The organism is Leptospira weilii serovar Ranarum str. ICFT, assembly GCF_000332415.1.
Lineage (GTDB): Bacteria > Spirochaetota > Leptospiria > Leptospirales > Leptospiraceae > Leptospira > Leptospira weilii_A.
Window position 1 is genome coordinate 35,001 of sequence record NZ_AOHC02000036.1, and the last position, 21,019, is coordinate 56,019.

Consider the following 21,019-nt stretch of genomic DNA (forward strand, 5'->3'; position numbering starts at 1 on the left):
ATCTTTTTTTTTCTGGGATAAGACGAGATATCCTTACATTCGTTGGCAGAAGGATCAGAATCTCAAATCCGCCTTGGAATATTCGGTCCAATGGTATTTCACGAAACTATGGAACGACATCGGACCGGAAAGAGGAAAACCGCTTCTGGAAAAAATCGGCTCGTTTCATTCTTCGGTTCCATCGGCCGGAAATTCTTTTTGGTCGGACGGCTCGTATACGATTTCACCTTTGGAATTTGCGGATTTTTTAATCCGACTTCAAGATACGTCTCCGCCTTTTCGCAAAAAGACGATCGGGATCGTTTGGAATCTGCTCAAAAGATCGCCCGGTTCTCTTTCCAACGCGAGCGGAAGCCACGATCTTACGGGAGATTGGAACGGAGTGGAAGATTATAAATCGGATTCCGCGTTCTATTATTCTCAAGACGAAACCGATTCTTGGTTTTGGGTTTCCTTTCAGAAGGAGAACGTTCGTTGGTTACTTCTTACAAGAGTCCGAGTGTTAGGACAACCGAAGAACCCCTTGGAAGCGGCGGAACTCGCTTCTAAAATTCTCCGAGAAGAATCCATCCTTCCTTAATCGATCGCTTCGAAAGACGGAAACGATCTAAAAATCTGAATGACGAAACCGGAATTCAACCGAAGAATGCCTTCAAACAAAGGATTTGTTTGATGAAAAAAATATCACTATTTTATATTTTTATAATTTTCTTATTCATCTTGATCTTGGGACTCATCCTTCGGACCGGACAAAGTCTGGAACTGGAAAAGGAAAGTTTTCATTCTTCTCAAGTTTTTTCGGAAAAGAATACGAAGGCAAAAAATTCTTTCCCTAAAACGACCGCTTCCCGACCGGACTTTTTGGACGTGGAAGCGGTTGGAAAAATTTTCTCCGGTCATCTGAAACAACCGCTCTCCAGACTTCTTCTTCAATTGATCGTAATCATGCTTTCGGCGCGACTCTTCGGCAAACTCGCGACAATTCTCGGGCAACCTTCCGTGATCGGTGAAATTCTTGCGGGAATTCTTCTCGGTCCCTCTTTGCTGGGCCTTGTTTTTCCGGACGGATTTCAACTTTTGTTTCCTAAGGAATCCCTTTCCACTCTGCAGATCTTGAGCCAACTCGGACTTTTACTTTTTATGTTCGTGATCGGGATGGAATTGGATCTTAAAATCCTAAAAAACCAAGCCGAGTCCGCAGTTATCATCTCACATTCGAGCATCATGTTTCCGTTTCTTTTGGGAGCGGGCCTTGCGTATTTCATCTACGTTCCGTTGGCTCCGGAGGGAGTGGACTTCATTGCGTTCTGTCTTTTTATGGGAATCGGAATGAGCATCACCGCCTTTCCGGTTCTTGCAAGAATCATTCTGGAAAAGGGGCTAACCAAAACCGCGTTAGGCAGCCTTGCGCTCACCGCGGCCGCGGCGGATGACGTTACGGCTTGGTGTATACTCGCGATCGTAGTTACGATCGTAAACGCGGGTTCTTTCTCTTCGGGGATTTTGATGATCCTCATGTCCCTGACGTATATGTTCGTGATGTGGAAGGGTATTCTTCCTTTGATGAGAAGGGCCGGTAATTTATACACCACCAAAGAATCGATGACGAAGACGATCACCGCGTTTTTCTTTTTATTCATCTTCCTTTCGGCTTGGATCACGGAAGCGATCGGAATCCACGCGCTTTTCGGCGCCTTCCTCGCGGGAGTTGTGATGCCGAATAAAAAGGAACTCAGAGACAATCTTGTGGAAAAGATAGAAGACTTCAGTCTCACCGTTTTACTTCCTCTTTTTTTCGCGTTTACGGGGTTGCGGACCAAGTTCGGTCTTTTGTCGAGTTCGGGTCTTTGGCCGGTTTTTTTTCTCATCCTTTTTGTGGCCGTCTTAGGGAAGTTAGGCGGAAGTGCGATCGCATCCCGTATGTCCGGTAAAAACTGGAAGGATTCCCTATCGATCGGAATCCTAATGAACACCCGCGGCCTTATGGAGTTGATCGTTTTAAACATCGGTTACGACCTCGGAGTTTTATCCGAAGAGATTTTTTCGATGATGGTCCTTATGGCCCTCGCCACCACGATCATGACCGGACCCGGTCTGAAACTCGTGGAATATTTTTTTGCAAAGGAAAACCTCGCCGCAAAACCGACTACAAACACCGGAATCCTCATCTCCTTCGCGCAACATACGAGAGGTTTGGAACTATTAAAGATTGCTTATGGACTTTTTCCCGAGAAAAAAAAAGAGAGAGAAGTCACCGCGGTTCATTTGTCTCCGGATTCCAATATCTCCGAGTTTCACGCGGAAAAATACGAGTCTTCGAGTTTCACTCCTCTCAAAGAACTTGCAAAGGATTTGAACATGCGTCTGCGGACGATCTACAAAACCTCCACGAACATCACGAAAGATATCATTCGAATCGTGGACGAAGGGAAGTATAAACTCCTTTTGATCGGGGCGGCCCGTTCTTTTTTTTCGGACGATATTCTCGGCGGAAAAATTCGAACCATTTTGAACGAAACGGATTGTAATACGGGAATTTTATTTTCTTCCCAATTGGAAGACGTGAAAAACATCCACATCCTTTTCGGTAAGGAAAAGGATCTCGAACTTCTTCAGATCGCCAAAAGATTTGCGAGCAACTACAATTCCAAACTGTCGATCGTGGATTTAAACGGCTCCGTAAATCATACCCGAATCAAACAGACCCTCAAAAAAGAGAAGGTGAAAATCCTAACGCCGGGAAGCGGCGCCTACGATTGGAAACAGTTCGATCTGATTCTTTGCGATTTGGACATCTGGGAGAATCATCCCGAATTCAGAGTGAACGAACTTCCGACCGGCGGAGGTCTTCTTTTGATTCGTTCCGTGGACGGTTTTCTTTTGAATAGCTGACACGGCGATCGTTACGTTATGCGCAACTTGAGTCCCACAATGTAAGAAGGGATTGCGGATAACGTTCTCATCCGAGGAGCCCGCGAGTTTCTCCGCGCGGAAATTTTAGAAGTCGTTTTGAATGGACAAAAGAAAACGAATACGGAATTTTATTTTTAGAGTATGAAACGAACGATTCACAAGATTTTATTTCGAGATTCGAGAGAAACGTTTCCGTTACGATCCGAGTCCGTGGACCTCGTTCTTACCTCTCCCCCCTATCCCATGATCGAAATGTGGGACGAACTCTTTTTCGGTTTTTCAAAAGAAATTCGAGAAAGTTTTCTTACCGATCCGAATCTTTCCTACGAACGAATGCATGTTGAACTCGACAAGGTTTGGAAAGAATCTTTCCGCGTTCTGAAAGACGGAGGTTTTTTAGTGATCAATATCGGGGACGCGACGAGAAACACTTCCTTCGGTTTTCGGATGTACACGAATCACGCAAGAATTTTACAAGGTTGTAACTCGATCGGGTTCCAAAACCTTCCCGGAATTCTCTGGAGAAAACAAACAAACGCACCCAACAAATTTATGGGTTCCGGTATGCTCCCGGCGGGAGCATACGTAACCTTAGAACATGAGCATATTTTAATATTCAGAAAAAATAATAAAAGAAACTTTGCGACAAAAGAGGAACAATGCGCCCGCGCCGAAAGCGCGTTTTTTTGGGAAGAGCGCAACTTTTGGTTTACCGACGTCTGGGACTTTAAGGGAAAAAGGCAGGGTCTAAACCATTTTGCAGGAAGGGAAAGGAGTGCGGCGTATCCGCTCGAACTTGCAAACAGAATCGTACGGATGTATTCCTTAAAGGGAGACGTCGTTTTGGATCCGTTCTTAGGAACCGGAACTACCACCTTGGCCGCGATCGGAAACGCCAGAAATTCAGTCGGCTTCGATTTGGATTCGAGTCTACCCCAATTCGAAAATCTTCCTTCCCTCGGGGAAATGCTCAATGAAATCGTACAAAAGCGGAAAAACGACCATGATCTTTTCGTACGGACCAGACTCGACGAAGGAAAACCGATTCTTCATTTCAATCAAAATCTGCAAACCCCCGTCGTTACCAAACAAGAGAAATTTTTAAACCTGGAAAAAATCGCCCGAATCCTTCGTAACTCGCAGGACGAAATCGAAGTTGAATATTCTCCCTTACTTCAAACCGTACTGCCTCCGCAACTCGAGCCGGATCCCGCAGTACAGCCGTAACAGTGTTCGTCCACTCGGATATTTCTTTGCGCTAAAATTGCCGGGTCGTAGTCCCTAACGTTTCGGACTTTTCCCTCCACCTTCATTTCCAACATCTGATTGAAGTCGCAATCGTAGATAGAACCCTCGTATCCCACACTCAGAGTGTTTTTGCACATGAGTCCCTGCGCCGCCGCGGGATTGTACGAGGTCGCAAGTTTTTCCATATAATCTTCCAGATTTCCGCTTTCCTGCAGATATTCCAAATATCTAGAAATCGGCATATTCGTAATCGTGAATAATGAATTGAAGAGTATTCCAAAACCATCATACAATGATTTTTTAAATTCCGATTCCAAAGCGGCCTGCGAACCCGGAAGAAAAGCTCCGGCCGGATTGTATACGAGGTTTAAAATCAACCCTGAATCCGGAATTCCATAACCCACCGCATTCAATTTTTTTAATGCTTTGATGGAACGATCAAAAACGCCCTCTCCCCTCTGAGCGTCCGTCCTTCTTTTTTCGAAATACGGAAGACTGGAAACGACTTCCACCTTTTGTTCCGCAAAAAACTCCGGAAGATCCCCGTATTTTTCTCCCGCGAGTAAAATCGTAAGATTGCAGCGAACCATCACCTTCTTGTTCAGTTTTCTAAGTTCCCCGACAAACCATCGAAATTCGGGATTCATTTCCGGGGCGCCCCCGGTCAGATCCACGGTCGAAATCGGACTCTGCGCCAGGATTTTCAAACAATGAAACATCGTCTCCCGGTCCATGATTTCCTTTCGATCGGGCCCCGCGTCCACGTGACAATGTTTACAGGTTTGGTTGCAGAGTTTCCCGAGGTTGATCTGAAGGATTGTAGTCGAAACCGGTTTTAATATCCCGACTCCGGAGTTTTGAAGTTTTTCGGCAAAGGAAGGAAGATTTTTAGAAACGAAAACTTCTTTCAATATTTGAAACTGTTTCTCCGGGGATACGAGTTCGCTTCTTCTGGACAATAAGGACTTCACGGATGTTCTCGCCGGATTTCCAATCACATTCCTAATTTTTTAACCTGATTCATCATCTGAACGGAATGAACGAGAGACGCTCCTCCGCGGATCGCGGCGGCCACATGAACGGCTTCCATAAGCCCCGCTTCGCTCACTCCCTTTTCCAAAGTGTCGGTTGTATACGCGTCGATACAATAAGGACATTGAATCGCATGAGAAACCGCTAATGCGATCAGGGATTTTTCGCGGGCCGTCAACGCTCCGTCCGCAAACACTTCTCCGTAATATTCGAAAAATTTTTTAGCGAGATTCGGTTGAAACTCTCCGATACTTCCGAATTTCTTTAGATCTTCCGGCACGTAATAAGATTCTTTGGACATGACGATTCCTTTTTTGAACTGAATGAATTCCTACTCGTCATTAACGTGAGTTCGAAGGCTGAAATATACAATCGCTTTCGCATTGGTTATACGAAACTCACGTTAATTATAAAATAAAGTACCTATCATTTTACATTTAAACGGTATTTTGCGATAAAAATAACGGTACTCGACCCTATAAAGATCGGCAATAGGGTTTTTCATTTTAAAATCGTGTAATTTAGAGTCAATGAATATTCTGTTTTTTTGAAGTAACCGTAAGATTGTTGCATTTCTCGCAGACTTTCTGCGGAACGATTCCCCATTGCATCAAATAACCGAATACGAAACAACCCGCACAAAATCCCACGAAGGATTCCAAGGCCGCAAAAAAAACGAGAATTGCAAGAGTGATCTGAAACGCCAAAATTTTTCCCTGTGTAAGTAAAATCAAAGACGTTAGGCTAAACAGAAAACCGACTCCTTGTGCGAATCGTTTGGGCGGACCGGCCACGGTTTTATTTCCCAGTTTGAACCATGGAACGATTCCATAAATTGCGAGTTTGGCGAAAGGGGAATATTTCGGTCCGTACAATACTCGAGCCGTAAATCCGTAGAACAAGGCGACATTCAGCCAAATCGACTGGGTAAAAAGTGTCGCAATCGCGAGAATAAAAACGAGCCCGGCGACCGATCTTGCCGCATATTCGTTGACCGAATCCGGAAAATTTCCGATTTGAATCATAAACTAAACTCTCCTCTTGGATAACAACGAATCTAATTCTTAGACACAAACAAATGAAACGTTGTCTTGATACGTTGTAACTCAGCTAAGAAACGAAAAGCATAAAAATACGGGAACATTGTATCCAAAGTAGAACGAAAAATATATTTTGAAACTTTCATGGTGCGTCCGTCCGTCAGCATAATCATCCCCGCTCTCAACGAAGAACAATCGATCCCGTTCGTTCTGAAGGACTTGAAGTCAGTCGATGGGTTTGACCTTCGCGAGGTCATCGTCGTGGACAACGGAAGTACGGATGAAACGGCTCGAATCGCCGAGGATTTAGGAGCGGTCGTCTTATCCGAAACTCAAAGAGGTTACGGAGCGGCTTGTCTCAAAGGACTGGAAAGGATTTTCAATTCTCCCGATCCTCCGGATTTGGTCGCGTTTATCGACGCGGATTATTCCGACTCTCCTTTGGAGTTGCCTTTGTTCGTCGAAACATTCAAACAACAGAATGTAGATTTGGCGATCGGTTCCAGGGTTCTCGGTCCATCGGAAAATGGCGCATTGATGCCGGTACAGAAATTCGGAAATTGGTTTTCCACGACTCTCATCCGGATTTTATACGGCGTTTCTTTTACCGATCTAGGACCGTTTCGGGTGATTCGTTCGGATTCATTAAAAAAATTGAATATGCAGGATCGGAATTTCGGTTGGACGGCGGAAATGCAGATCAAGGCCGCAAAACATGGTTTACGTTGTATCGAAATTCCCGTGAGTTATAAAAAAAGAATCGGAGTTTCCAAAATCAGCGGGACGATTTGCGGTTCCATACGAGCCGGTTGGAAAATTCTATATACAATCGGAAAACTTCTGTTTACAAAATGAACCCAAACCGCGCTCGAAATTTACTCATTGTTTTTTTTCTTATTTCGTTTTTTTTCCCGGTTCTTTGGTTCCAACACTTCGGAGAAAGAAAAAATTTTTCTCTTCTTTTAATCTCCGTCATTCCGGCCTTCGTCTCATACGGTTTGATTTTACTCGGAACACGTTCGTTTCCGATCCGAAATCGTTTTTTTCTTCGGCAATTTTTCCGCCGGTTTTCCTTGTGTTACAAAAAAACGATTTCGTTCTTATTTGCCGGTAAAACGAACTCGTCCGATTTTTCACGAGAGACGTTACCATCCGAAAAAACTTACGGCGTGTCCCAAAACTTACGGAAAGATCAAACTGCAAGAACCCATCCCGGCCTTGGTAGAGATTTTTATCTTTTTTTACAAAAGAGGAATTTATTCTGTTTTTCGAATATTCCATTTCTATTTTGGATCGTTTTCGGTTTCATTTTGAGAATCCTCCTTTTATTTGCGGATCCGATGCTTTCCGAAGACGTATATCGTTTTTTATGGGACGGTCTTCTTTTGTCCGAAGGAACTTCTCCGTTTTCCTTTTTGCCCCAGGATTTTTCTCTTTCGAACGCGAACCCCGACACGTCGGCGCTTTCTACGGAACTGTTGATCGAAATGAATTCTTTGAAATTTTATTCCGTGTATCCTCCCGTTCTACAGTTTCTTTTTTACGTAAGCGCCAAGGGAATGGTTTTCTTTCAAAATGTATTTGTTGGAATTTTGATCTGGAAATGTATTCTACTCGGTTCCGAGTTCGGAATTCTTCGGTTTCTCTGCAAAATCCTAAAAGAGAAACGACTTTCTTTCCATAAAAGTCTGATCTATTGGCTCAATCCTTTGGTTCTTTTGGAAATTTCCGGCAACGCACATCCGGAAGCCATTCTGATTTTCTTTTTAACCGGAGCCGTTTGGCATTTGTTTCGATGGACGCAAAAAGAACGCACGAACGATTTCATTCTTCATTATATTTTTTTAATATTCGGAATTCTGACCAAGGTCACTCCTCTCATCTTGGTTCCGTATGTCGTACGGATCCTCTTACACAAAAAACAATCGTTCTTGGTTCTGAAATTTTTTCTTTTACCTGCTTTTGTAGTTTCAGCCGGAATATACTTGTTTCCGGATTCCGTCCTAAAACAAAGAACTTCCGGAATCGGAGTGTTCTTTCAACTTTTTGAATTTAACGGAAGTGTGTATTACATTTTACGCGAGTTCTTGAGAACGATCGGAGAAAACTTTTACGCTTCCGGAAAAATCTGCGCCGGAACCGCGTTCGTCTCCATTCTTCTTTATTCCTTTTGGAAAAAAAAGAAAACCGGTTTTCGAAATTTGTTTCAATCCGCCGAAACGATCTATCTCATCTTTTTGATTCTTTCCACCACGGTTCATCCTTGGTACATTCTTCCTTTACTCGTCTTCTGTATCTTTTCGGGAAATTTTTATCCGATCGTCTGGTCCTTTTCGATCTTTGTATCCTACTCCGCCTACTCCGCGTTTCCTTATCGGGATTCTTTTTTTTGGCTGGGAATCGAATACGGAAGTTTATTCCTTTTTCTGCATATTGATTCTAAACCGAACTCTTTGCGAAAACAAAAAGAGGGGATTCTCTGACATCTAAAAACGGGGAAACACCCGCAAATTCTAAGGTTTTGGGAAGATTCCGATCTTGGATCCAAAGAAATTCTTTACCACTCAGGAAAATGCTGCGGGATTCTGCGCAATAAAAAAAATCCTTCAAGACCGTGATATAATGCCAAGTTACCGGCGCCAACGTGGAATTTCGAACCAGGGGGCTTTAAAAAAAATCGGCGAACATCCTGTTAAAGCAAAATACCGGAACAATTCAGAACAGATCGCATACCTGGTATTTAAAGGTGGAAAAAAAATGTTTCATGGAGCGGGCGGAATGATGGATCAGTATTCCTGCTATCGGGGCGGGTTGATTTATGTTTTCTCCGGCCCTTCGCCACGATCCCGTACGGAGTGGAACGGTTGCCGGTACAACTGGATGGAATCATACTGATCGATTTCGGGGAACCCAAAGATACGCAGGGGTTTTAAGTTCGGTCCGCAATCGGGCGCGGGGCGGAGGGAACCTGTTTTTGTTATGCACCGGACCCCGAAGCCAGAAAAAATGTGCTTCGGGTTCTGAACGAAAATAAAATACGCCACCTTGGAGTACAGATGGATCGGGGCGCGCAGATCGACAGGTAAAAATAGCTTTGCTTCGGGAAATCCCTACATCCCATCTTTGCATACATGCAAAGATGGAACTTTTTGCAAGTTCAGCCGATCTTCCCCCCAAGCGATTCCCAATCTTTACTCCACTGGGTACCATCCCAGCATTTATGATACACACCTGCGTCCGTACCGCGCACAAATAGGTCCAGCCGATTCGGTCCCCAGGAAACGACGGTCGGTGCCCCGACAATCTTTCCCCCAAGCGATTCCCAATCTTCACTCCACCTGATAACATCCCAACATTTATGATACACACCTGCGTCCGTACCGCGCACAAATAGGTCCAGCCGATTCGGTCCCCAGGAAACGACGGTCGGTGCCCCGATACTCTTTCCCCCAAGCGATTCCCATTTTATGTTCCAGCTGTCAGTATTCCACCGTCGATACAGTACAGCTTCGTTCGTATCACACACGAATACGTCCAGCCGATTCTCGAAGAAGGACGCCCCGGACGGCGTGTACTGAATTTTCTGACCGAGAGATTCCCATGCCCGGTGAGGGTACAACGATCTATGCCATGCTGCCCCGTCTGTACCGATTACGAATATATGCACATGCACTTGTGTCAAGCCAGAGCCGGGCGCTGGCTTCAGAGCGATCGCGTTCGGAGATTGTGAAGCGAATATACCCTTACCAGGATTACCAAGTGAACTCCAGTTTCCCGAAGTGGATACGGTCAACCAGTTAAGCCACACAGCTCCGTCCGTACCGAGGGCTAATACGTCCAGACGATCCTGAGCATATGCAATTGCGTTCGGGACACCTACGATCTCCTGCTCCCCAAAAGGATCCCAATCATATGCGTTCCATTGGGAACCATCCCAATATTTATGCCAAACACGTCCGTCAAGACCACGCGCGAAGATATCCAGCCGGTTCTTCCCCCAGGAAACGGCGCTCGGCGTTCCGAGGATCTGCCCCCCGAGATCTTCCCAATCTTTGCTCCAATAGGAACGATCCCAGTATTTATGATACATACGTCCATCGATGCCGCGCACGAATAGGTCCAGCCGGTCCGGTCCCCAGGAAACGGCGGACACTGACGAGAGTTCCTCACTGGATTCACTTTTATTGACACTGCTTTCCATTAAAATTCTCCTTTCCCCTTGATCTGGTCTTTCTTGTTTGTGCTGAAAAAAAATATCCCGGATTTTCCCAAAAACGGATCACTTGTCCTTGTCATTCATCGGACAAAATAAATCGTCCGAAAGACCACACAGGAAAATGCGGCGGGACTAACCTAAATGCTGCGGGATTCTGCACAATAAAAAAATCCTTCAAAATCGTGACATATGCAGTGCCAACGTGGAATTTTGCACCAGGGGTCCTTAAAAACAACGCTTTTGACAATTCCTATATCCGTCATTTTCGTGCAAGGATCCTTTGCCGCGCCCAAAAAGAAAAAGGGCTGGTTCGATCTCTCTTTAGGTTGCAATCCAAAAGAAGTTCAAACCTTGCTTGACTCCGGAATCGACGTCAAACTCTTCCAATTCATGGGGAGATACGTTGTTATTCTATTGTGTCCAGATGGATAGGTTTGAAATCGTTCGGAAACTCATTGCGACCGGCGCACAAGTCAATTCTAAGAATATTCAATCCTGCACACCTTTGGGGGAACAAGGAGTATTCAGGTTGCAAAACTTCTGACTCGAAATGGAGCCGATACCAATTTAACGTCTAACGGTAATTATACTCCCTTTATGTCAGCTTTTGATAATAACGGCGGCATCGAAATTTTGAAACTATTCTTAGAAAACAAAACGAATATAGATGCCGTTGCGAATTTCGATGATAAGTCTGCATTGATAATCGCTTCCGAAAGAGAAAAAGAGAAAATCATTCGATTTCTTTTGAAACATGGAGCAAACATAAACCTTCAAGACAAGGAAAGCAAGTCTGCGTTGATGATTGCTTGCGAAAGAGAAAAAGAGAAAATCGTTCGATTCCTTTTGAAACCTGGGGCTGACGTAAACTTTCGCGATAAAAAAGGAAATACGGCTCTCACGTTTGCACAAGAAAATAAACATTGGAAAATCGTTGACGTATTAACAAAGGCTTCTGAAAAAAAAGATCCATTCTGAGTTCAATTTTCTGTATAGAAATGAAATTGCAAATTTAGAAAGATACTAAAAAACTTTTACGGAAAAGTCGTCTGGTCCTTTTCGATCTTTGTATCCTACTCCGCCTACTCCGCGTTTCCTTATCGGGATTCTTTTTTTGGCTGGGAATCGAATATGGAAGTTTATTCCTTTTTCTGCATATTGATTCTAAACCGAACTCTTTGCGAAAACAAAAAGAGGGGATTCTCTGACATCTAAAAAGAGGAAGTTCCCGCAGTTTCGGAAAGATTCCGATCTTGGATCCAAAGAAATTCTTTCTAAAAAAACCTTTCAACTCCAACCTCAAACAGCTTTCTTGTCCATATCGTCTTTTTTAGAGACCCGCAATTATGATTGATAAACTGATCCGAGCTTCGATTAAAAACAGAGCCTTGGTTTTGGTGCTGACCTTCATGATTACCCTCGTGGGAATTTACAACGCATTCTACCTTTCCATCGACGCGATCCCGGACGTGACCAACGTTCAGGTCTCGGCGGTCACCGCGTCTCCGGGTCTTTCCCCCCTCGAAGTCGAACAGTTCATAACGTATCCGATCGAGATGGAATTTACCGGTCTACCTAACGTAACCGAAATCCGTTCCATCTCTCGAACGGGCGTGAGTTCGGTCACAGTCATCTTCAAAGACGGCACCGATATCTACTTTGCGAGACAACTCGTAAACGAAAGAATCAAACAAGCGGAAGCCATCATTCCTCCGGGTTACGGTAGACCCGAACTTTCTCCGATCGCCACGGGTCTCGGTGACATCTACGAATTCGTTCTCACGTCGGATCGACATTCTCCGGAGGAACTCCGAACGTATATGGACTGGGAACTGGCGCGCGAAGTTAAGTCCGTGGAAGGAATCATCGACGTGAACATCATCGGCGGTCAGGTGCGTCAATACCAAGTGAAGATCGATCCGAGGAGACTCGCGGTTCACAACCTCACCCTTTCTCAAATTTACGATAAACTCGAATCCGCAAACCAAAACACGGGAGGCGGTTATATCTCCAAGAACTCGGAACAAATCGTGATCCGAGGTGAAAGTCAGTATAAATCCATCGCGGATATAAAGAACACCGCAATTACCACCGCCAGCGACGGAATTCCGCTTTTACTCGGTCAGATCGCGGAAGTGGAAATCGGTCCGTCTCTTCGTTTCGGTCTCGTGACCAAGGACTCCCAGGGAGAAGCGGTCGGCGCAACGGCTATGATGCTCATGGGTCAGAACTCTCTACAAGTCGTAAAGAAGGTCAAGGTCCGAATCGAAGAAATTAGAAAACGACTTCCTCCCGGAATGAGGATCGAAACCTTTTACGACCGTTCCGAGTTTATCGGAAGAACGTTAGGCACCATCTTCACAAATCTCGCGGAAGCCGCCGCGCTCGTCGTAATCGTCTTAATCCTCGCCCTCGGAACCGTCAAAGGCGCGTTACTCGTCGCTTTGGCGATTCCGATTCCGATGCTCGTCGCCACGATTTTTATGAACGCGTTCGGAATCGTGGGGAACCTGATGTCCCTCGGGGCTCTCGACTTCGGTCTTCTTGTGGACGGAACGATCGTTATGCTCGAATCGATTCTACACGGTTTTATATTAAAACGTTCCTTTTACGAGATGCAGACAAAATTGGGAGACAGGGAACTGGCCGCGGAGGAAATCATCACGGACGCCTGCGTTCGTGTGGGTCGTGCGGCGACGTTTTCGGTCGCGATCATTCTGCTCGTTTATCTTCCCCTGATGAGTTTGGAAGGTGTGGAAGGAAGAATGTTCAAACCGATGGCGATCACCGTAGCGCTTGCGTTAGGCGCCGCTCTTCTATTTTCCCTAACCACCTTTCCCGCAGCGGCGAGTATTATCTTTAAGAATCCGGTTTTTTTTCACAGTAAGTATTGGGACGTCATCACTGAAAAATACAAACTTCTCCTCAATTTTGGAATGTCCCACAAAAAAGAATTCTGTTACGCGGGAATCGGCGTCGTTGTATTCTCATTGCTCTTGGCGTCCACGTTGGGTTCCGAATTTTTACCTCGAATCGACGAGGGAGAAATCGCGATCGATATCAAACGCCTTCCTTCCACCTCTCTCAATTATTCCAGGGACACAAACTCCGATATGGAAGCCGTCTTAAAAAAATTTCCGGAAGTCATCAGCGTGGTTTCCAAGATGGGTCGAGGAGAATCCGCGGCGGAACCGATCGGCACCGACGAAGGCGAGGCGATGGTAAAACTCAAGCCCCGCAAAGAATGGACGAGCGCCAACGACAGGGAAGAACTCATGACCAAGATGAAGGATGAAATCTTAAAGTTCATCCCTTCCAGTACGATCAGTTTGTCTCAGCCGATCGAAAACCGAGTCAACGCGCTTCTTTCCGGATCGAAGGCGGACGTAGTGATCAAAATCTACGGAGACGATCTCGTTAAACTCAAGGACATCGCTGGCCAATTCGCAAACAAACTCAAAAATGTTCCGGGAGTCGCGGACCTACGCGTACAAAGAGTATTGGGTCTTCCGATTGTGGAGATCAAGGTCGATCGGGAAAACATGGCGCGTTACGGAGTTCAAGCCGAAGAGATTCTTGCGACCGTGGAAGCGCTCCGATTGGGCAGACAAACCGGAAAGGTCTTCGAAGGTTTTAAACGATTCGATCTTGTGGTTCGTTTGAAAATCGACGCGACCGATTTGGAACAAGTGGAAAACATTCCAGTCTTCACATCATCCGGGTCCACGGTTCCACTCGCCCAGGTTGCGGAGATCCAACTCGTGGAAGGTCCGGCCGCGATTTATAGGGAATCTCTCAAAAGAAGAATTATGGTGGAAACCAACATTCGAGGAAGGGACCTCGTGGGTTTTGTAAACGAGGCTCAAAAAGTCACCGAAGAAATCGAAAAGAACCTTCCTCCGGGTTACAGAACCGATTGGGGAGGTCAGTTCGAAAACTTCACTCGAGCGAAAGAAAGACTGGCCTTGGTCGTCCCGATCGCTCTTGCGATCATATTCTTTATGCTGATAGCGGCGTTCGGGAGCGTCTACTACGCGTTAGGCGTCTTTATCGTGGTTCCTCTCGCGGTTTCGGGCGGAATCATCGGTCTTGTAATCCGAGGTCTTCCGTTTAGTATTCCCGCCGGAGTCGGGTTCATCGCGGTGAGCGGGATCGCCGTTTTAAACGGGGTCGTTTACGCCTCCACACTTCGGGAAGAGTTGGAAAAAGGCGCCTCGATTGCGGATGCGGTTTATCTCGCGGGGATTCATTCTCTTCGTCCGGTTATGACCACGGAGGTTATCGCCGCAGTCGGGTTTATTCCGATGGCGATCTCCACAATGGCGGGCGCGGAAGTACAAAGACCTCTGGCGACGGTTGTGATCTTCGGAGTTATCGTCGCCACGGTTTTTTCCCGCGTCCTTCTTCCGATCGTGATGGAATATCTTTTGAACCTGTACGAAAGTCAGGAAAGAAGAAAGTCCGCAAAACGCAGACTTTTGGAAAAACGCACCTTCACAAATCACGGCCACGGTTTCGCTCACGATAACGGCGAGTGGTTGCAAACTCATTCTCATTCGGAAGTCCGGGAAGTGTTCACGGAGGAGGATACTTCGGAGGAAAACGTAGAACCTAAGAAAAAATCTTTCAAATCGAAGAAGGGAAAGAAGAAGTAAACGAATAGGAAGCTCGATTTTTTTGGAGAATCAGAAAAAGCTTATATTCGAAAGAGATAATTCTTTGGTTGTAAACTATGGAGTTCTTCTTTATGAGTTATCCTGAGTGCAGAGAATTAGGTAGAAAGTTAGAAATAAAGTTTGGCGCCGAACTTGGTTTCTTCCAAAGAAGTAAAATAGTTTTTTCTATATTGAAATTCTAAAGCGATACGTTCCGTTAGCAAATAATTTCCTTGTATGGAGAACTCGGGAAAATACTGCTTATCCCCGAAAGAATAAGAACGATAGTCTCCTATCAAATGAAACGAAAATCGTTCGGTAATTCTAAATAACATCCCGACCGTTGCGACCGATCCCAATCGATACCCTCTCTGAAAAGAATCGGATACATCTCCCCTCAAATCCAAAAATGTATAAAAAATCAAACTATAACGCGAGAAATAATAAAACGGTTCCGAAGTGACTCCAAATCCAAAGCTGGAAAAGCCGAATAAAATACCAGGATCTTCCTTAAAAATTTTTTCCGTCAAAAGAGATTTAACGCCTATATCGAAACGCCAAGATGCCTTATTCAAGAATTGACCGATCGGATTCAGAGAGGTCATCTGAATAAAATGTATCTCTTGAAGTTTCGGCGATTTCATATTCTCATAAACGCGTATATTCGTATTCAAAAAGAATAATTGATTGTACGGAGAATAACCGGGATATGAATCCGTAAAGTCCCTTAGAACCGGTCTAAAAGTGAATTCCCCAAATGCACCGTTGGAAGAATTTCCCGCAGATACCATGATTTGAGAAGGATCGTGCCCAAGAAGCGGATTCGATGCCGTAGGGGGAAAATGATAATCATTTAGTTTTAATAAATTTCCCGGATCCCCTCTAAGTGAATTATATTTATAATACCTTTCCTTATCCTTTTCGTCGAGAGTTCCTTTTTCCATAGATTTTTTAATCAGAAGATAATCGATCGCAGCATCATAAAGAATCGCTCTGCGGCTTTCCGGTAACTCCTGACTCACATCAGCGTCGTCCTTAATAACTTTTTTTAAAAGTTCCATCTCTGACTCGTCAAGAAAACCGTATTTTTGTCTATATCTTTCTACGATGGAAGGTCTGAACTTTACTTCCAGCAATAAGTTCTTTTGAGCCGCCATCAACTTGATCGTATCGGCAGGTTGTACTAAAATTTTTTTTCGATCGGATAATCGAAGTTCTGGGTTACCTACATCAAGCAAAGTGAGAATTCTAAAAGAGCAATTTTCATCAAAAAAATAATAATCAAAATGATTTTTCTGCATTTCCCATAAATGACGGATGATTCTTTCAATACCTTTTTCATCAATATTCAACTTATATTCCCAGAGACTTCGATTTTCGTATTCGTTATATTCGTATATCTTATATTTATATTTTTGAATCTCAAAAGATCCCGGAAAATTTCCACTTAAACCGTTGAAAACATAGGAAAAAGGATCTATAACTCTCGGAATTATCGCGGCGTAAGTGACGACCACATCTTCCAATTCCTCCGCTTCCTTGGTGCTGGAATTAAACTTAAGCATCGTATGTCCGAATAAGGAAGCTGGGTGTTCAGGATGAAAGGCGGCAAAAACGACTGAAAGCGAATGTGCTTTCATCTGATTATGAAACTCTTCGAATTTGGGGCAAGAGGGTATCGGAAATAAATTTAAATTTATGGAAAATCGTTCCCGTATCCAATGAAAACGAGCCGGAAATAAACATTCCACCGAAAGATCGGTTAGAGCTTCATCTTTAGAGAGAACCCTAAGGCTCGTTTCCAATTCCAAAGACGGATTCGTTTTACCGGACGGAGAGAAAAAAAAGGAATCGCTGTCCGCATAACTTTGATATTTATTTTCAGAGACTTTCTCGTAGTGTAATAAGGTTAACCAGCTTCTTTCTTTATAAATCCCTTCTTTTTGAATACTTTCGATTATATCTTCTATAAAAAGTTCCCTTGGACTTTGGTTTTCTGAAAAAAGAGGAATAATAAATAGATAAACGATTAGAATACGAGAAAACGACCTGACCAAGGATGCCTTTAAAGAAGGAAATCAGCCGCCCGAAGAACGAGCGGCTAAAAAAACTATTTAACGCCGGTTGCCTGACAAGCTTCAGTTCCGGAAATTCTTGAAGTGGAAAACATACCGCCAGTCGCAGCTCCTCTAGCGTCTACAACCTGAGTTGCACCCTCTTTGTTCAAATCGTTCAAACAAGCCGTTACAGGCGCTCCCCAAGCGGTAAAAATTACCGGGTTCATCTGAGTCGCCGTAATCACGTCTTTGCCGCCAACTTTCGTTTTGTCAATACTGTAACAATTGGCGATTAAACCAACAACGAAGGTTAAAAATAGAATTTTTTTCATTGAGAGATTCTCCTTGATTTTGGTTAAGATCCTTTTCTATAGAGTCCTATCAATCATAAAATTTTATATCAAGAGGCGTTCCAAAATTTACCGAATGGAATGAATCCTATCGCACTTCGATAGTGAGGGCCTCTAAAAATTTCGTTTCGATATTTGGATAAGCACAAAAAGCTCTTCTCAAGCATTCTATTATTGAGTTATTAAGTTATTGAGTTCAGATTAACAAAACTGCTTCGATCGTCCATTTCAATGTAACAAAAACAGATGGGGAATTCATTTTTCAGCAACTCTAATATGCAAATTTTATTATTTTCCTTAAAAAGAAGATCGAACGTTCGGACAAAATTTCTATATCGCGTTTCCTATGGATCGCGTTTCAGGCTCCGGGCCTTAGAACACGAAAGAATAGCCCGGCGAGGCGGAGCGGAGACCTTGTGCACCTTCCCCCTATCGGACCCATCACTCGAAACCTGGGAACTACAACAAAACGATCCTCCAAAAAAGAGTTTTCGGTGGAATTTCACCTCTCAGAATAGTGAAACAGGGGGGACATAGTCCGCCCGTCTCGGAGACTTTCATGTCAGCCCAAAAACCAATCGTTTCCCTTTTGGATCACAGCCAGGATCCGTTCAATCTATCCATTGCCACGGCAAGAACCTGTTATTCGTCCAAGGGAATCCTTCTCCCCTCCGATATGATCGCGTCGGAAAAATCGATCGAGATCCGGGACAGAGTCGCGAAGTCCACAAAAAAGGCGGGGCATCTTACCACTCGCCAACATCCCCAGTTTATCTTCACACTCGACAAGGTTTCCAGACAATTCGTGTGGTCCTTTCTGCATTCTCATCCGTTTTATAATTCCGAACAGGTTTCCCAAAGATATGTGGAAGTCAAAAAGGAGAACTACTACGTTCCCTCCGAGTTAAGCGGAAAACTTTTAGAACTCTATCTGGACGCGGTGGACTTTGCGAGTCAGGCTTATTTTTCTTACACTGAAATTTTACATCCTTTCATTCAGGAAGAATACTTTCAGATCTATAAGGCTCGTGCCAATTATCCGGACAAGTGGCAGATTCCGATCAAAAAAAAATGTCTGGAGGTGGCACGTTATCTGCTACCGCTCGGAACCTACACGTATCTCTATCATTCCATCAACGGACTTACGCTTCATCGTTACTACAGGATGATGAATTCCTACGACGTTCCGGAGGAACAAAGAGCCGTGGTCACCGAAATGGTCAATCAAGTCCGCGCGGTAGATCCACTCTACGCGGACGAGATGGACGATCCGATTCCTCTCGAAGAAACGACCGAGTATCGTTTTTTTGATTCTATGTTCGGTTCCGGCAAAAGAGAATTTCATCCCGATATCGCGGCGAACTTCGTAAAAGAATTCGATAACGAACTGGGAGGAAGATATTCCAAACTCGTTTCTCATTCTTCCAACGGTCCCGAGATTTTGGCGCAGTCGGTCCGATCTATATTAGGAATTCCTAAATCTTCTCTGACCGATCAGGATGCGATCGATCTGGTTTTGAATCCCGCAAAAAATAGACATCTTACCTCCACTCTGAATGAAAGTTCCATGAGCCCGATCACGAGGGCGCTTTTCAACGTTCAGTATTCTTTCCAAAAAAGAATTTCCCACACGGCGGACAGCCAGGACCAAAGACATAGAATGGTTCCCGGCGGAAGACCGGTTCTCATGTCTCAGTATGCGGGTGTTCCGGATTACGTGACTCCTCTCGTCGTCCAAAAGTATCCGGAGCTGAAAGAGAAGTACGACAAGACTCACAAACAGATCTTCGAAAAATTAAATCGTTTCTTGGAAGCCGGAGGTTCGCCCGAACACGGCGCTTATCTCTTACCGAACAGTTTTCCGATTCGTTTTTACGAAAGTGGAGACCTTCTCAACCTTCATCACAAGTGGAGATCCAGAACTTGTTACAACGCTCAGGAAGAAATCTTCCAAGCTTCCGTGGAAGAACTCACGGACGTAATGAAGGTTCATCCTCAGATCGCAAAGTGGATCAAGGCGCCTTGTTGGATCCGTCTGCAAGGAGAAGTAAAACCTTACTGTCCGGAAGGTGATCACTACTGCGGAACTCAGGTCTGGAAACGGGAACTTTCGGAATATTCGAGAGTGATTTAAAACCTTATTGTTAAACCGACCTTCGTTTCTATCAAAAAGAATTTATTTTTTTCGGCCTCGAGAGTTTTTAAGCGAAATCTAAAATTCTTTCCCAAAACGGTTCGAAAGAGTAGAATGGTCCGAGAAATAGGAAACTCACAGTGAACCCAAACCGAACCGACGAACTCGTCCGTTACAGAAGACAAATCCACAAACATCCGGAACTTAAGTACGAGGAGAATCGGACCGCCGATTTCGTGATCGATCACTTAAGATCCCTAGGACTTTCCTTTCAGGATAAGATCGCAAAAACCGGAGTTGTCGCTTTGATCGATTCCGGCAAACCCGGAAAAACGCTTCTCGTTCGAGCGGACATGGACGCCCTCCCCATCTTCGAGGAATCCCATAAGGAATACAAATCCGTTCACGACGGCGTTATGCACGCTTGCGGTCACGACGCTCATACTTCGATTCTTATGGGGCTCGCGACCGAAATCAAGGAGGACATCGGATCCATTCTCCCAAAAGGAAAGGTTTTGCTCGTGTTCCAACCCGCGGAAGAAGGCGGCCAGGGCGCGGACAAAATGATCGAAGAAGGTATATTAGAAAAATATAACGTAGACGCGGCGCTCGCGCTTCACGTTTGGAATCATATTCCTGTGGGAAAAATCGGAGTTGTGGACGGACCTATGATGGCCGCCGTGGATGAGTTTACGATTTCGATCGACGGAATCAGCGGACACGGAGCCATGCCTCAACATACCGTGGACCCGATCGTGGTAGGTGCGCATATCGTGACTGCGTTACAGACGATCGTTTCCAGAAACACGGACCCTCTCGATTCCTGTGTCGTAACCGTAGGAAGTTTTCATGCCGGAAACGCGTTTAACGTGATTCCGGAAACCGCCGAGTTAAAAGGAACGGTAAGAACGTATTCCAAAAAGATGTTCGAGGAAGTTCCCGGAAAACTGGAAAGGGTCGTAAACGGAATCGCGTCCGCGCTGGGAGCGAAAGTTTCCATCCGTTACGAAAGAACCAATCAACCCACGATCAACGATTCTGCGATGGCAAACATCGTGCGTAAGGCTTCGTTTAACATTCTCGGGCCGGGCAGTGTAACGGAAGAAAACACAAAGTCCATGGGTGGAGAGGATTTCTCCGCGTTTCTCATGAAGGTTCCGGGTTGTTATTTTTTTGTGGGCTCCCGGAACGAAGAGAAAGGATTCGTTCATTCGCATCATAGTTCCAAATTCGATATAGACGAGGATTCTCTTTCGATCGGCCTTAGAGTGCTGAAAGAGGCGATTAAAATCTATCTCGAAGAAAACTGATCAAAAATGCGGATGTGTGTTTCAAGGAGTTAGGGTGATCAGACTTTGACAAAGCATGATTTTT

Annotated in this window: 17 protein-coding genes (1 of these 17 running past the window's edge); 11 read left to right on the plus strand and 6 right to left on the minus strand. The window is 44.8% G+C overall.

The window, feature by feature from the left end:
• The 3 genes from LEP1GSC060_RS10800 to LEP1GSC060_RS10810 all read left to right on the plus strand — a co-directional run.
• Positions 1-580, plus strand: the 3' portion of a protein-coding gene (locus LEP1GSC060_RS10800; RefSeq protein ID WP_003003775.1) for a penicillin-binding transpeptidase domain-containing protein. Its footprint begins 257 nt before the window's first position; the window shows 580 of its 837 coding nt (coding positions 258-837); its start codon lies off the left edge, out of view; its stop codon occupies positions 578-580.
• Between the two features lie 92 nt (positions 581-672).
• On the plus strand, positions 673-2,892 hold the full coding sequence (locus tag LEP1GSC060_RS10805; RefSeq protein ID WP_003003839.1) for a cation:proton antiporter: 2,220 nt from the start codon (positions 673-675) through the stop codon (positions 2,890-2,892).
• 162 nt (positions 2,893-3,054) lie between these two features.
• Positions 3,055-4,140, plus strand: coding sequence for a DNA-methyltransferase (locus LEP1GSC060_RS10810; RefSeq protein ID WP_036096163.1), 1,086 nt, complete (start codon positions 3,055-3,057; stop codon positions 4,138-4,140).
• On the opposite strand, the gene arsS is transcribed toward LEP1GSC060_RS10810, so the two are convergent.
• The 3 genes from arsS to LEP1GSC060_RS10825 form a co-directional block, all read right to left on the minus strand.
• Entirely contained in the window at positions 4,089-5,132 is a 1,044-nt protein-coding gene (arsS, locus tag LEP1GSC060_RS10815) for an arsenosugar biosynthesis radical SAM (seleno)protein ArsS (protein WP_036096191.1), read from the minus strand. The genes LEP1GSC060_RS10810 and arsS overlap by 52 nt on opposite strands.
• Positions 5,133-5,155: 23 nt before the next feature.
• On the minus strand, positions 5,156-5,494 hold the full coding sequence (locus LEP1GSC060_RS10820) for an arsenosugar biosynthesis-associated peroxidase-like protein (protein ID WP_003003912.1): 339 nt from the start codon (positions 5,492-5,494) through the stop codon (positions 5,156-5,158).
• Positions 5,495-5,720: 226 nt separating this feature from the next.
• On the minus strand, positions 5,721-6,218 hold the full coding sequence (locus tag LEP1GSC060_RS10825) for a DUF4395 domain-containing protein (protein WP_003003830.1): 498 nt from the start codon (positions 6,216-6,218) through the stop codon (positions 5,721-5,723).
• 159 nt (positions 6,219-6,377) lie between these two features.
• Between LEP1GSC060_RS10825 and LEP1GSC060_RS10830 the strand changes: the two genes are divergently transcribed.
• From LEP1GSC060_RS10830 to LEP1GSC060_RS10840, 3 genes are read left to right on the plus strand one after another with little or no spacing between them, the layout of a single operon-like run.
• A complete protein-coding gene (locus LEP1GSC060_RS10830; RefSeq protein WP_003003866.1) occupies positions 6,378-7,088 on the plus strand; it encodes a glycosyltransferase family 2 protein in 711 nt (236 codons plus the stop codon).
• Positions 7,085-8,716 (plus strand): MptA/MptB family glycosyltransferase, encoded by a 1,632-nt coding sequence (locus tag LEP1GSC060_RS10835; RefSeq protein WP_003003746.1) that lies wholly within the window; start codon positions 7,085-7,087, stop codon positions 8,714-8,716. Before LEP1GSC060_RS10830 ends, LEP1GSC060_RS10835 begins: the two co-directional genes overlap by 4 nt.
• Positions 8,717-8,771: 55 nt before the next feature.
• Positions 8,772-9,128, plus strand: a complete 357-nt coding sequence (locus LEP1GSC060_RS10840; RefSeq protein WP_036096166.1) for a hypothetical protein — start codon at positions 8,772-8,774, stop codon at positions 9,126-9,128.
• A gap of 262 nt (positions 9,129-9,390) precedes the next feature.
• On the opposite strand, the gene LEP1GSC060_RS18975 is transcribed toward LEP1GSC060_RS10840, so the two are convergent.
• Entirely contained in the window at positions 9,391-10,434 is a 1,044-nt protein-coding gene (locus LEP1GSC060_RS18975; RefSeq protein ID WP_003003765.1) for a PLL family lectin, read from the minus strand.
• Between the two features lie 418 nt (positions 10,435-10,852).
• On the opposite strand from LEP1GSC060_RS18975, the gene LEP1GSC060_RS20985 reads away from it, so the two are divergent.
• The 3 genes from LEP1GSC060_RS20985 (at position 10,853) to LEP1GSC060_RS10865 (ending at position 15,104) form a co-directional block, all read left to right on the plus strand.
• Positions 10,853-10,993, plus strand: coding sequence for an ankyrin repeat domain-containing protein (locus tag LEP1GSC060_RS20985; protein ID WP_003003753.1), 141 nt, complete (start codon positions 10,853-10,855; stop codon positions 10,991-10,993).
• Entirely contained in the window at positions 10,972-11,427 is a 456-nt protein-coding gene (locus tag LEP1GSC060_RS10855; RefSeq protein ID WP_338041963.1) for an ankyrin repeat domain-containing protein, read from the plus strand. The genes LEP1GSC060_RS20985 and LEP1GSC060_RS10855 overlap by 22 nt, the downstream gene beginning before the upstream one ends.
• A gap of 368 nt (positions 11,428-11,795) precedes the next feature.
• Positions 11,796-15,104 carry an efflux RND transporter permease subunit gene (locus LEP1GSC060_RS10865; RefSeq protein WP_003003909.1) on the plus strand — a complete coding sequence of 1,103 codons (3,309 nt, stop codon included), beginning with the start codon at positions 11,796-11,798 and terminating at the stop codon, positions 15,102-15,104.
• 128 nt (positions 15,105-15,232) lie between these two features.
• Here LEP1GSC060_RS10865 and LEP1GSC060_RS10870 read toward each other — a convergent pair whose 3' ends face one another.
• Both LEP1GSC060_RS10870 and LEP1GSC060_RS10875 read right to left on the minus strand, forming a co-directional pair.
• Positions 15,233-17,161, minus strand: a complete 1,929-nt coding sequence (locus tag LEP1GSC060_RS10870) for an Lnb N-terminal periplasmic domain-containing protein (RefSeq protein WP_003003856.1) — start codon at positions 17,159-17,161, stop codon at positions 15,233-15,235.
• A gap of 53 nt (positions 17,162-17,214) precedes the next feature.
• On the minus strand, positions 17,215-17,493 hold the full coding sequence (locus LEP1GSC060_RS10875; RefSeq protein ID WP_003003769.1) for a hypothetical protein: 279 nt from the start codon (positions 17,491-17,493) through the stop codon (positions 17,215-17,217).
• 577 nt (positions 17,494-18,070) lie between these two features.
• On the opposite strand from LEP1GSC060_RS10875, the gene LEP1GSC060_RS10880 reads away from it, so the two are divergent.
• Together LEP1GSC060_RS10880 and LEP1GSC060_RS10885 are read left to right on the plus strand one after the other, a co-directional pair.
• Positions 18,071-19,645: an FAD-dependent thymidylate synthase gene (locus LEP1GSC060_RS10880; protein WP_003003915.1), complete on the plus strand. Its 1,575-nt coding sequence runs from the start codon at positions 18,071-18,073 to the stop codon at positions 19,643-19,645.
• A gap of 140 nt (positions 19,646-19,785) precedes the next feature.
• Positions 19,786-20,955 carry an amidohydrolase gene (locus LEP1GSC060_RS10885; protein WP_003003894.1) on the plus strand — a complete coding sequence of 390 codons (1,170 nt, stop codon included), beginning with the start codon at positions 19,786-19,788 and terminating at the stop codon, positions 20,953-20,955.
• Positions 20,956-21,019 lie beyond the last annotated feature (64 nt).

Bases quoted from the DNA above. Each gene is read 5' to 3' on its own strand.
- LEP1GSC060_RS10805 (WP_003003839.1), top strand. From the start codon at position 673: ATGAAAAAAATATCACTATTTTATATTTTTATAATTTTCTTATTCATC.
- LEP1GSC060_RS10810 (WP_036096163.1), top strand. From the start codon at position 3,055: ATGAAACGAACGATTCACAAGATTTTATTTCGAGATTCGAGAGAAACG.
- LEP1GSC060_RS10820 (WP_003003912.1), bottom strand. From the start codon at position 5,494: ATGTCCAAAGAATCTTATTACGTGCCGGAAGATCTAAAGAAATTCGGA.
- LEP1GSC060_RS10825 (WP_003003830.1), bottom strand. From the start codon at position 6,218: ATGATTCAAATCGGAAATTTTCCGGATTCGGTCAACGAATATGCGGCA.
- LEP1GSC060_RS10830 (WP_003003866.1), top strand. From the start codon at position 6,378: ATGGTGCGTCCGTCCGTCAGCATAATCATCCCCGCTCTCAACGAAGAA.
- LEP1GSC060_RS10835 (WP_003003746.1), top strand. From the start codon at position 7,085: ATGAACCCAAACCGCGCTCGAAATTTACTCATTGTTTTTTTTCTTATT.
- LEP1GSC060_RS18975 (WP_003003765.1), bottom strand. From the start codon at position 10,434: ATGGAAAGCAGTGTCAATAAAAGTGAATCCAGTGAGGAACTCTCGTCA.
- LEP1GSC060_RS10865 (WP_003003909.1), top strand. From the start codon at position 11,796: ATGATTGATAAACTGATCCGAGCTTCGATTAAAAACAGAGCCTTGGTT.
- LEP1GSC060_RS10875 (WP_003003769.1), bottom strand. From the start codon at position 17,493: ATGAAAAAAATTCTATTTTTAACCTTCGTTGTTGGTTTAATCGCCAAT.
- LEP1GSC060_RS10880 (WP_003003915.1), top strand. From the start codon at position 18,071: ATGTCAGCCCAAAAACCAATCGTTTCCCTTTTGGATCACAGCCAGGAT.